We start from the raw sequence: 11,553 nt of genomic DNA, 5'->3' as shown, positions 1-11,553 counted from the left end.
AAAGCGTGGTGATACACAAAAAAAGAATCGGTGCGAATGTCATTGGACATTTAATTACGTGACCGTCCACTGCCTGTGGCAATGAATGCACTGAACGCATAATGATGTCGGCTCATCGGCGCGCAAAATTGTGCGCTCCGTAAATATCGTGTCATTTCCACCACAGCGGCAATGAAATTCCTTTGATACTTTCGGCTCTACTTTCCTCGAGCGGCGTAATTCAATTTCGGCTTTTTCATGCTGTCCAACTTCTGGGCATAAATCATGCAGTGTGTATTTCGGAAATGTCGAAATTTCATCCAGCGGGCAATTTAATATGCGCGATACAAATGTCGCGGATTCATCGCAGGGCGAATAATCAAGCGCGGCAATCATTTTGTGAATCAATTCGGCATAATATCGAACGTGCTGCGGATTGCGCGAATCTAATTTTATTCCAACATTCGCATAATACATAGTCGCGGTCCTTATACAGCCGCGGTCTATTTCGCAGCAAATCTCATCTGCTTTTTCTTGCGATAAAGGAAGATTGAATTTTACGCAAGTCGCGCGAAGAACATCAAGAAGAAGTCCTCGCGCCGTTTTGCGCAGCCGCGATACTTCTTGCGGAGGGCAAGATGGCGCATTAGGCGGTGGTGCAACAGTAGTTGTCATTATTATATTAATCTTGATTATTGATTTCAAAAAGAAGGACTCACGCGCAAATTGCGCGCGATTGTTCTTCTTACGTGAATTGCGCGAATTGCGCCACAATGCGTATAGCCGCGCAAAAAAGAAATCAAGTATCCCTGCATCGATAGTAGTCCATACTTTAAAGCCCCGTGTACGCGCCAACGAGCCCCATCCATCCGCCTTTATCCTTCTCAAAATAAGCAGAAAACTCATTCCGCATCGTGAGAGCGGTATTCTTATTTGTGCTGGCGAATTTCGCGGAAAGCGCGTTATTAAGCGTGAAGAATTCTTCGAGAAATGACTTTGCGGCATTGAATAAATCACGGGCAATTTCTTTGACTCCGGCGAAATATTTCTCATTCGGTATCGGAATATCCAGATTATAATCAATTGGTACGCTTTTTAGCCCTAAATGAAGAATTGCCGGCGTTTCAGTAAAACTAATGGAGAAAGTCGCAGAATTCTGCAATTTATTAAAACTGCCGGCAGATGGATATTGCGCGGATTTTATATCTTGCTCGAATTCTGGCGCGTAGGCAATTAAAGCGCGTGCTACTGAAATGCCGACCATTTGTTCGCATGATTCGATGATTTGTTGTTTAGTTTTCGTCTCTTGCTGGGGATTCGCGCCGGAAGATTGATGATTTGCGTGTGAATCTTGCGGCAGAATTTTACCACAACATTGCGACATTTTGGCGTATATATAGTGGAGAATCACTCGCTTCAATTTAAGCGAATGATGAGGAATGCTATAATCTCGCAAATGGATAACCCTCCACAGCAATCGGCAGTGCCGGAAATGCCGCAGCATAAACAAGAATATTATCAGACTATCATCTATAATGGTGAATCTATTTTTGAGTCTTTTATCGCTGCTGCTGCAGAATCATGCCAAATGGTGCCGAGGCAATTAGTTGATTCTGCTCTCGAATATGTTACGCCGATTATCATTATTCTTGATGGCTGCGCATCGCAAGAAGATATCAAGAAATATGTGGGCTGCAAATTTGATGTCATTAAGATACTTATCCCCGGCGAAGAATTGTCCATTATTGGCGTGCCAGATGAAGATGCACCAAAGGAAGATTCTGCATGTATTAAATTTACGCCCGAAAAACTCGTCGACCATATTCTGCTGCGCCATAATTACACTATTTCGCATATTTTCGATTTGCTCGCAATGAAGTACGTGCGAAATTATAAGCCGCGATATCCTGAGACAACTGGAATGAATGCAGATTATTTTATTCGCGGATTGGGCGCCATTGGGATTATCAATTATACCGAATATTTCCGCACGATTACTTCATCTTTGATGTATAATGAAATTGCCGACGATATAATCAAAAGCGGAATTATTCTCGAGCAGCATATCGAGGATAAAGCGGCAATAGCCGCAAATCTATTCACAACATATAAGACAATTACTATTCGAGAAAAAACTTATAAAATCGGCATCGCGAATTCCTGTTATTATGGAGAGCAAATATTACGCGCGATGTTGCGCCAACCAATGAGCAGTGATGAAGTGATTGCGCCTACAATCGATATTCTCGGAAAGTCAAGCAAAGGATGCCACTCTTTTTGGCGGCAAATAGGCGGAAATGCGGATATCGCAATCGTTTACTTTGCGACGGCGGGCTCAGATGAATGTCGTTTCTTTGTTGATGGAAAAAACTCTGGCGAAGCTCGGCAAAGCCTCGACACCTCCGGTGGAGCTGAGATACATCTTTCGGACTTATTTGATTGCGGATTATTATCAAAAGAATACGATGGATTGATTTTGGGAAAGCCTCCCGAACAACAAGCAAATGAGGCAATGCGGCGTCTCAATCGCTCTGAAAAACATCCGCCGTTATCGCGCGAATTAGAACAGGCGTGCTTTATGGCATTTACAGCTCCGAGAGAAGTGCTGAAAAAGCTATGTGAAAAAATTGAAATCCCGTTTATCCTGTAATATAATAGCCAAAAGCAATCAGCTTCCCATAACTTCAAGGGAAATAGTAGGGTCTTCTAAAGAAATAATTAATAGCATATAACAGATGGCAGCTGCCGGAAAGGAAGACGTAAAGATGTCTCGTAAGATTGAAGAACTCTTCGAAAAGATTGAAACGACTATTGAGGCGAAGCTCGAACGAATTGATAAAACCATTGATTCGAAAATTCAGCCGATTAAGATAGAAGTTGAGAAAAATACTCACGGAATCCGCGATATGGACGCGAAACTCGAAATAATGAGGGAAAGTATCATTGCGTTGAGAGTCCTCGTCGAAGGAAATGACACGACTGGGAAAATTAAAGAATCGAAAGAAAAGCGCAAGAAGGCAGAAGCAGCCGCGGCGGCTGCTCCAGCAGTATGTGCGGCGGCAGCTTCCGCTTCATCTTCTGCAGCGCCGGCAACAGTGAAAAAAGCAAAAACGCCAAAACAATATTTCATTGAGCAATACAAGGTGAGCGAAGAATTCCGCGCAAGGTACATCATTCCAGCGGTAGTTGAAGCAACGCAAAAGAAAGAAGGATTCGCGGCGCTCAAAGAAAACGCAAAAAATATCGAAATTATGGATGCAATTTATTCGGCGATTACATCAATGCCGGATTACAAAGCCAAAAAAGAGGCATTCGCAGCTGAACATCTTAAATACAAAGAAAAATTCAGTTCTGCGGCATCATCCAAGGCGCCAGCACCGGCAGATGGCTGCGATGACAACGAATTCGTTGCCGATAGTTGAAAAACGCATTTGCGAATTCGCATTTATTTTTTTGTATTTGAGTCGATAAAAAAGAATGAAGAATTGTATTTTTGTAAATCTGATTAATTGCCGCGGCGAATTGCGCGATTTTTAAGTGTCATTTTGGCGCGGTTTTGGAAATGGCACAAGATGGCGCAAGAATTCACCGGACACAGATTGTTCGATATTGTTGTGTATTTTTTTATAATTTTTTGCTGAATTTCCTTGCCGAATGCTTCCGATAATATTGCGTATGAGCACCATGCTAAATGGCGGCTGCACCATATTGATGCTTTATTTTAATGAATTTCACAGATTCAAAAAAAGAAACCGCGAATACGCGCTTATTCGAGCGCCGTGTTACAGCGATAAATGGCGCGACTCATTGCACGCCGCTGATAACAGCAGCTAACGAATGCGCCAACGCTAAATGCCAGACTAAATATAATACCAAATGCGACGAATGCGGTAATTATCGCTGGTGTGTATTGTCGCGCAGAATCAATATAAATGTCGATATATCCGTTTATCTGCGTAGATTCGAGTAAATTCTCATTACTGATAACAATGTGTGTTCCGTTCGGCGATTTACAGTTTGCACTCCACTGAAGATTTCCATTTTTTGATGCTCGCATGCCGCAATCGGTTACATATTGTGTCGCCGGGCACGAATAAGTTGGCGACGGAATAACTGTAATTTCGCCGCTATTGCTTGTCAAATCATATTTCAGTGAGGAAAAAGACGGTAATGGACCAATTGTATAGCATCGAGCTGCAGGTAACGCGTATTGTCTGAATATAAAGCGATCCGCGATGGCGAATTTAGCAAGAAATGCGAAGGCGAAGATTATTGCCAATGAGTCATGATTCTGCATTGCTGCGGAAGTATCGTCTACTTTAATGGTAAAGTTGTTTTCAAAAAAAGAGCAACATGCGGCGTATTAATTGTTTGCTTGCCATTTTTCTGCCAATTCGCGTATCGCGTGATTTTTGCAGATAATGGCAAGTTCGCGCATTCTATTGAAATCAGTTGCGCCCCAATTTTTGGCGAGAATGCAAATGTTCGTGTGTTTATAAAATGCAGCCGCACTGAGCGCACTATTAAAATTTGTTGCACCCCATTCCTTTGCGAGATGGCAAATCGCCGATTGCCCGCCTACAGCCGCGAAATAAAGCATGCCATTAAAATCCGTTGCATCCTTCAACGAAGTTGTTGAGGCTTCACCGGAGGTGTCGAGCCTTCGGCGAGCTTCGCTAAGCCATTCTTTTGCAAGACGGCAAATAGATTCTTGTCCACTTTGCGCCGCACTGCTAAGCATCATTTCGAAATATCTCGCTCCCCATTCTTTTGCGAGGAGACAAAGTTCCGCATTCCCGCTTTGTGCAGCACCACCGAGCATTTCATTGAACGCCGTTGCTCCCCATTCTTTTGCAAGCACACATAATTCAGCATGCCCACCACATGCAGCGAAATAAATCATCATTTGAAAGTCTGTTGCTCCCCATTCCTTCGCGAGTGCGCATATTTCTCGACAGCCTCCTCGCGCAGCATATTGGAGCATCCAATTGAAGCTTCCCGCGCCTCTTTCCTTTGCGATTACACAACGGCGAATTTGTCCGTTTTCCGCAGCTTCACAAAGTAAATTGTTCGGCACATATTTGACTGGCGGCGAAATTACTGCCGCGAATCGTCCGCAAACTTCGCGAAGAACGCACATTTCTTCGGGATAACCATGCGAATAAATTTCACGGATGAGAAGGTCATCTAAATCGGCGAATAATTGCGCCATTATCTTTAAGAATCTTATCGGTTCAAAAAAAGAAATACGGATATTCTTTACATTGAGCCAAATTCAAAAAAAATAAAATACAACACCTCGCGCCGTGTTTTTAAACCGTGTTCATTGACTCCGGATATTATTAAATATTCCGCTCGAGATAATCGCAGTCAAAACCCCATTCTTTCGCCAAATTAATTATGTCCCTGTGTTTGTATTGAAACGCGCCGAGAATCATTTCATCAAAATAAGCAGCGCCCCATTCTTTCGCAAGGATACAAAGATTTTTATGCCCGCCTTCAGCAGCAGAACAAATCATGTCATCGAAACAATTTGCGCCCCATTCCTTTGCGAGGACACATAAATCTAAATCTCCGCGAAATGCGGCATAATGCAGCACTCCTTCAAAATCAGTTGCGCCCCATTCCTTTGCGAGTGTGCATATTTCTCGTTCCCCACTTTTCGCAGCGCATCGAAGCATTTCATCAAAATTAGTTGCGCCGTTATTTTTGGCAGTGATACAGTCCTCACGAGATCCGTATGTCGCAGCAGTCTTTAATTGACCACGGGCTTCATATATCGCGCGGCGTTCTTCATTAGGATAATATTCATCAAACACGAATACAAATTCAAATCCATCTGTTTTTCGGCTATTCGCCAGTGTGATAGTAAACCACCTCATATCGGCAAATTTAGTAAATGGCATTGCATCGAATTTATACACGCTCTCGTGATTTTTTCGGCAAGAGAAACCTTCGACGATTAATTTGCCGATTGATATTTTCTTGCCTTCAGCGACTTCATCCAGAATTTCAACCTCCAAACGCGCGCTTCCGGATGGATCGACTTCGTCATTCGCGCAATAAACGCGCAATTCACGTGGAAATATTTGCGAAATTGAAGCACCTTCAGTTACACATATAAGATTACCTTCGGCTCTGCCCGTGATTGGCACCTCGTGGATTATTCTGTGATCCATAGCGATTATATAGCAATGGCTAAGATGTCGTTTAAAAAGCTTGCGAGCTGCTTTATGTTTTACCTTTAACACAGTAATAAAATGAATAGTAATATTAACAAGAATAGGAGATGGCAGATCCACGATGCGAAGCGCTTGAAGCAACGCAGCGTCTAACCTTATCGCCCTCGCAAATGGCGGCGTTTGAATGCGCGCTGGCGGGCAAATCATTATTCCTAACTGGCTGCGCAGGAAGCGGTAAATCTTTTCTTTTGAGCAAAATAATCGAAGCCTTGTGCGAAAAATGCGGCAAAGAACGCGTTTTCACAACCGCGGCAACCGGAATCGCCGCATGTGCAATCGGCGGAACCACTCTGCATTGGTTCTTCGGCGTTGGATTGGCAAATGAAGAAATTGGCGATCTTATAAAAATTCTTAATCGCCCATATAAAAGAGAAGCGCGCGACAGAATTAAATCAGCGGCAGTGCTTATTCTCGATGAATGCTCCATGATTAACGCAGAATTATTCGATAAATTTGATGAAATTGCCAAACAGTTGCGAGGAAATCTTCTCCAGTTTGGTGGCATTCAATTAATCTGCAGCGGTGATTTCTATCAATTGCCGCCAATATCACGCGATAGCGGCGCATCACAATTTATTTTCGAAAGTGCACGGTGGCTTGCGTTAATGGAAAATCGTTTCTTCATTTTGCGCGAGATTTTTCGCCAGCGTGAGCCGGATCTCGTGGAATTCTTGGCAGAGATTCGCCGCGGCAGGATTACGCCAAAAGGAAATGCTTTCCTCATATCGCGGCGGAGAAGCACCAGCTGCGCTGGCGCGGAAATCGCGAATAAAGTCTGCCTTTTCTCGCGCCGCGATAAAGCGGAATCTATGAATATTAAAGAATTATCTGCGCTCCCTGCAGAATCCGAGAAAGTTTTCGATGCCGCGGATAGTGCTCGTGGAAATAATAGCCATCTTCTGGAGCAACTAATCGCGCCGGTAAAATTAGTGTTGCGCATTGGGGCGCGAGTGATATTGCTTATTAATAAAGATCAATGTTGTGGATTGGTTAATGGGGCAACTGGCGTTGTTACTGGATATACGCAAGATGGATATCCTATTGTGAAATATGAGGTTACGAGATTTGTCGATGGAAAAAAAGTAATCGCCGAAATAGATGATGTCGCCGAGCCGAATACGTGGCGAATCAAACAAGCGGGCAAAATAATCGCTCAGCGCACGCAGATTCCGCTCTTGCTCGCGTGGGCAATAACAATCCATAAATCGCAAGGAATGTCAATCCCGAATATTTGCGTCTGCGCGAGCGGCATTTTCGAAAAAGGGCAATTTTATGTCGCGCTTTCTCGCGCAGTGACGACTGATGGGCTGATTATCATTGGAAATTTGCCAGATGCGCGTTTATTGCGCCCTGATATGCGTGCCGCGCGCTTTCTTGAGAAAATCGCGAAATAGCACAGATTTGAAGAAAAATAATCCAACTGGAACTGGGGGCATTGTGGTTCTTTTTTTGTTAGAATTTAAGTGCGGGAAGATTTCAGTTCGGCGGAGCCGTCGAGCCCTCGGCGAGTTCGGCGGAGCCTCAACCGCTACGCGGGAGTTCGCAAAAAAATAATCTTGATTTGAATAAGTGTGCCATTTATCTGTGCTCAATAAGACCTTTTTCTGTTAACCAATTTATTGCGAGCGGCAAATTTATATCATATTTGCGATATCCGCTCGAAATGAATGACCTAATTCCGCATTCGGTTTCTGGCGCGTCATTCATCAATGACCTGATGCTTTTACTCATTTGTATCGAAGATATAATATGCGTGCCATTAGCGGCAGCCTGCTCTGTGTATTTTGCGTAAAGGTCCTGGTGCGTTATTAAGAATCTTATATTTCCTTGATTACGCGCATATTGCTCGCGAATAAAATTGCAGAAAAAGCGAATCTCCGGTGGAATCGGCTCGCGCGCTTCATACTCTTCTTCGAGCTCCGCCGAAGGCGTCGAGGCTTCGCCGAGCTCCTCTTCTTCTGTGTCGGTATTCGGGCGAATTGCAACCAAATCCAGGTCTTCGGTAGCTTCCGGTTCATTTTTTAGCATCTCAAATAGCAGTCGAAGTGCTTGTATATTTTTTGCGGCTGCAGCAACGGCGAAATAATACGAATCCGCTTGCCGTTGACAATGCACGGGTATTGCGAAAATACGTTCATCAACAGGAAGTGATTGCGCTCTCATCGAGCTTGTACACATTAAATAACGCGAATAATTTGGCATATCATATTGTGACCTATTTTTTTCACGCACCGTTAAGCCTCTTCGCGTAATGAGATATCTCATTCGATTCGCGAATCCTTCTGTTTCATGTAAAATATCCATATGACTTCGCGTTTCATCCGCCCTTGATAATAATATACCAAATTCTTCAAGACAAATTAGCAATTTATCACTAATTATCGAGTTAAATTTGCCAAAAATGGAATTCGGATTATCGATACTTATCGCCAATGATTTACCAAATAGATTTTCGAAAATACTGTATAAAAGCGATTTGCCTATTTGCTGAGCATTGCTGTGTAACACGAACATTATGCGAGATTGTTTGCCAGGAAATTTAACCATATCCGCAAACCATAACCACATATAGCGAAATAATATCTCATCGTTATTTGTCATTAGCCGTATGTGGCGAATCAGTAATTGGCATCCTTCACACGCGACAGTGTCTTCCGCTGGTGGAATTGGATATTGCTCAATATAAAACCCTAACCATCGATTAAATTCATCATCTCGGGGAATAAGCGGCGGAGGCGCAAAAGTTAATCGCGCATAACGCCGCCGATTTGGATCTTTTATCCATTTATTAATGAATCGAAATTTCTTCAAACTATGGTGCTCATCAAACTTTGAGTATTTTATTGGTCTATAAACGATGGAGAACGCTTGGTAAGTGCGCGCTCTTAATTCGTAATCATCTGGGCTATGGATAATCTCATAAACCATCGCATCTTCTTCACAGAAAAATACAGTCTGCTCGAATCGCGCCTTAGTGGACTCATATGGAACTAATTCTCTTCGTAACATTGGATCCATTTTATAGTGAACGCTCTATGTATTTCGAAAATACTCAGTTTCATATACGTGATTTATCACCGTTACTTATTTGTTTTGTAATAAGTTTCAGTCATTGTAATAATTCTTAACGACCAATGAATACTGTAAAAATTGAAATGCCAGTAAAGTATAAACATCATATGCAAAAAATGCCGTGTTCTATTTGCGGAAAGAAAGGACATAATAGAAAAACATGCGGTCAAGTTTCGCAAATTGTCACAATTCCGCGCATAATCCCAAAAATAGAAATACCAAAGAAACAAAGTGATACGCCTGGTCAAGTGACCGCCATATCTCAACTTATGGAATCATCGAGTAAAACTTCCAATGAAACAGTTATTATCTCATGTGCAAAACCATTAACAAGTATTTCAGATACCAATGTAACACAGCAAATATTATCAATCATTATCGATAAATTTATAAATGTGGTACAAAAGATAAATAATCCGCAAATTATTCTTCTTGCAAATCGCGAGGTACTTCGATGGCTTATAGGTGATTTATCATTTCTTCCTCAAAGTATTGCCAAAACAAAACAATTGATACAATCACAGATGAAAGCCAATGAAGATGTATGGGGAAGGAAAGTAATGAAAATAAAACGCCCCGATTTACAACTTGCGCAACAATGGACAAATAAATTTGGCGAATATATTTGCGAAGAATTATGTTTGTTACTTCATATGACACTTCTCAAACCGGAAGTAAAACAGCATCATAAACCAGATGTTGAAACAACAAACTTTATTTGGGAGGCAAAAGCCGAAACATTCTTTACTACTGGAACTGCCGGCGAAAAAATACTCGGAGTTCCATTCAAATATGCAGATATACCAGAATTATATGGAAAACCACTACGCATTATATGCATTGGTGGTGCTGAGAAAATTTGCCGAGAACAATATGGAAATCTTCCTGAATCTGACACACAAATATTCAACATATCGCACGATAAAGTACGGACAGTGTGTTCGCAAAAAATAAAATTTTTAAAGTTTTTCAAAGAGAATCAAATAGAATTTCTCGGCGCAAGCGACTTAATCGGCACTATTGCTAATTCGAAATGAGTAATTCTCGCGCTGTTGCAGCGGGATTTTGCGAATTAATAGCGCGCCGGCATATAATCTCGCGAATGCGAAATCGCGCGTCATTCACGAATGCATCGCATACTTTTTTTGTGGCGGAATTGCTTAACAATACGCGAATCTTTTTATCGCTGCATACGTGAATCATATCGAATAATCGCTGGTGCGTTGTATCATTAAATCCCGCCGCAGAATAAGATGTAAATGATGTTGCATTTTCTTGCACATAAGGCGGATCCAAATAGATGAAATCGCCGGCTGTGGCATCTTGAATCGCGGCGTCAAATTGGCGAACAGAGAATATTACCGGCTGAAATAACTCTGATAATCGCCGGAAATTCTCTTCTATTTCGCCCGAAATGAGAATCGCGTTTTTATAATGCCCGTATGGCACATTAAATTTGCCACTGCTATTCTCGCGATAAACGCCGCGAAAGCCGATGTGATTCAAGAAATAGAATTGCGCCGCGTGATTCGCACCATCGCCGATACGCTCCCCCGGAGGGGTCGATCCTTCGGCGTTCTCATTGAATCTGTCGCGGATGGCATAATAATATTCATCTTTACTTTGTTTTGCTGCGGCGGCTTTCGCATTAACCATTTGTGCCTCGGCAATATCGGGGCAATCGCTGAATTCATTCGCAATTTGTCGCAGCGCATCAACGAACGCGGGCAAACCGACTTGAATACATTTATAAAAATTAATAAGATGCGGATTGATATCACTCGCGAATATTCGTCCATTCGCGCGATTTTGGTAATCGGCGATGATGCCGTTGCTGCGTATTCGCTGTAGAAATCCAATCAGCACGCTTCCGCCGCCTAAAAATGGTTCGCGATACGCGAAGTGATTTGCTAAGAATGTGCTGATGAAATTTTCCGGAAACGCGCCGATGATTTCTTCGAGGATTTGCGATTTTCCGCCGAGCCATTTTAGCGGCGGATGAATATCTTCGCGCGACGCGAGACTCAAGCGCGATAATTTTTCTTCTAATCCGCTTTCGGCACTTTGCGCGAGATTTCTATCTTGCGAAATCGGCGCGCGAATCGCACATGGCGTTTTACGCTGATTGTGTTTTTGCAAATGACTGCGATATTTGAAAATCTTGCCGCATAACGCGCATGTTGTAGATTGCGCCACGGAGTCTGCCATTAGTATATCTTTGTTTAATTGTGATTTCAATTTATTAAAGACGATTCTCCGG

The 11,553-nt window shown here is 42.6% G+C and carries 10 protein-coding genes; 4 read left to right on the top strand and 6 right to left on the bottom strand.

Annotation, left to right across the window (positions count from 1 at the left end; translation table 11 throughout):
- Nucleotides 1–54: 54 nt before the first annotated feature.
- Entirely contained in the window at nucleotides 55–885 is an 831-nt protein-coding gene (locus tag M0R33_RS17280; RefSeq protein WP_292572087.1) for a hypothetical protein, read from the bottom strand.
- On the bottom strand, nucleotides 812–1,363 hold the full coding sequence (locus tag M0R33_RS17275) for a hypothetical protein (RefSeq protein ID WP_292572084.1): 552 nt from the start codon (nucleotides 1,361–1,363) through the stop codon (nucleotides 812–814). The genes M0R33_RS17280 and M0R33_RS17275 overlap by 74 nt, the downstream gene beginning before the upstream one ends.
- A gap of 72 nt (nucleotides 1,364–1,435) precedes the next feature.
- On the opposite strand from M0R33_RS17275, the gene M0R33_RS17270 reads away from it, so the two are divergent.
- Together M0R33_RS17270 and M0R33_RS17265 are read left to right on the top strand one after the other, a co-directional pair.
- Nucleotides 1,436–2,629 carry a hypothetical protein gene (locus M0R33_RS17270; protein WP_292572081.1) on the top strand — a complete coding sequence of 398 codons (1,194 nt, stop codon included), beginning with the start codon at nucleotides 1,436–1,438 and terminating at the stop codon, nucleotides 2,627–2,629.
- A gap of 85 nt (nucleotides 2,630–2,714) precedes the next feature.
- Complete coding sequence (locus tag M0R33_RS17265; protein WP_292572077.1) at nucleotides 2,715–3,401, top strand: hypothetical protein; 687 nt, start codon at nucleotides 2,715–2,717, stop codon at nucleotides 3,399–3,401.
- 941 nt (nucleotides 3,402–4,342) lie between these two features.
- Here the strand turns inward: M0R33_RS17265 and M0R33_RS17260 are convergent.
- Both M0R33_RS17260 and M0R33_RS17255 read right to left on the bottom strand, forming a co-directional pair.
- Nucleotides 4,343–5,191, bottom strand: a complete 849-nt coding sequence (locus M0R33_RS17260; protein WP_292572074.1) for a hypothetical protein — start codon at nucleotides 5,189–5,191, stop codon at nucleotides 4,343–4,345.
- A gap of 130 nt (nucleotides 5,192–5,321) precedes the next feature.
- Nucleotides 5,322–6,158, bottom strand: a complete 837-nt coding sequence (locus M0R33_RS17255) for a hypothetical protein (RefSeq protein WP_292572071.1) — start codon at nucleotides 6,156–6,158, stop codon at nucleotides 5,322–5,324.
- Nucleotides 6,159–6,268: 110 nt separating this feature from the next.
- Between M0R33_RS17255 and M0R33_RS17250 the strand changes: the two genes are divergently transcribed.
- Entirely contained in the window at nucleotides 6,269–7,615 is a 1,347-nt protein-coding gene (locus tag M0R33_RS17250; protein ID WP_292572068.1) for a PIF1 family ATP-dependent DNA helicase, read from the top strand.
- 184 nt (nucleotides 7,616–7,799) lie between these two features.
- On the opposite strand, the gene M0R33_RS17245 is transcribed toward M0R33_RS17250, so the two are convergent.
- Entirely contained in the window at nucleotides 7,800–9,230 is a 1,431-nt protein-coding gene (locus M0R33_RS17245; protein ID WP_292572065.1) for a primase-helicase family protein, read from the bottom strand.
- Nucleotides 9,231–9,355: 125 nt separating this feature from the next.
- On the opposite strand from M0R33_RS17245, the gene M0R33_RS17240 reads away from it, so the two are divergent.
- Nucleotides 9,356–10,330, top strand: a complete 975-nt coding sequence (locus M0R33_RS17240; protein ID WP_292572063.1) for a hypothetical protein — start codon at nucleotides 9,356–9,358, stop codon at nucleotides 10,328–10,330.
- Here the strand turns inward: M0R33_RS17240 and M0R33_RS17235 are convergent.
- On the bottom strand, nucleotides 10,317–11,501 hold the full coding sequence (locus tag M0R33_RS17235) for a Dam family site-specific DNA-(adenine-N6)-methyltransferase (RefSeq protein WP_292572060.1): 1,185 nt from the start codon (nucleotides 11,499–11,501) through the stop codon (nucleotides 10,317–10,319). The genes M0R33_RS17240 and M0R33_RS17235 overlap by 14 nt on opposite strands.
- Between the last annotated feature and the right edge of the window lie 52 nt (nucleotides 11,502–11,553).

The organism is Methylomonas sp., from assembly GCF_023228165.1.
In the GTDB taxonomy this organism is placed as follows: Bacteria; Pseudomonadota; Gammaproteobacteria; order Methylococcales; family Methylomonadaceae; genus Methylomonas.
The sequence above is the reverse complement of the archived record's forward strand: the minus strand, read 5'-3'. Positions and strand labels throughout refer to the sequence as shown.

Excerpts from the sequence above, each read along its gene's own strand:
- M0R33_RS17250 (WP_292572068.1), top strand. The coding sequence starts at position 6,269 with ATGGCAGATCCACGATGCGAAGCGCTTGAAGCAACGCAGCGTCTAACC.
- M0R33_RS17235 (WP_292572060.1), bottom strand. The coding sequence starts at position 11,501 with ATGGCAGACTCCGTGGCGCAATCTACAACATGCGCGTTATGCGGCAAG.
- M0R33_RS17260 (WP_292572074.1), bottom strand. The coding sequence starts at position 5,191 with ATGGCGCAATTATTCGCCGATTTAGATGACCTTCTCATCCGTGAAATT.
- M0R33_RS17280 (WP_292572087.1), bottom strand. The coding sequence starts at position 885 with ATGAGTTTTCTGCTTATTTTGAGAAGGATAAAGGCGGATGGATGGGGC.
- M0R33_RS17275 (WP_292572084.1), bottom strand. The coding sequence starts at position 1,363 with ATGTCGCAATGTTGTGGTAAAATTCTGCCGCAAGATTCACACGCAAAT.
- M0R33_RS17265 (WP_292572077.1), top strand. The coding sequence starts at position 2,715 with ATGGCAGCTGCCGGAAAGGAAGACGTAAAGATGTCTCGTAAGATTGAA.
- M0R33_RS17240 (WP_292572063.1), top strand. The coding sequence starts at position 9,356 with ATGAATACTGTAAAAATTGAAATGCCAGTAAAGTATAAACATCATATG.
- M0R33_RS17245 (WP_292572065.1), bottom strand. The coding sequence starts at position 9,230 with ATGTTACGAAGAGAATTAGTTCCATATGAGTCCACTAAGGCGCGATTC.
- M0R33_RS17255 (WP_292572071.1), bottom strand. The coding sequence starts at position 6,158 with ATGGATCACAGAATAATCCACGAGGTGCCAATCACGGGCAGAGCCGAA.
- M0R33_RS17270 (WP_292572081.1), top strand. The coding sequence starts at position 1,436 with ATGGATAACCCTCCACAGCAATCGGCAGTGCCGGAAATGCCGCAGCAT.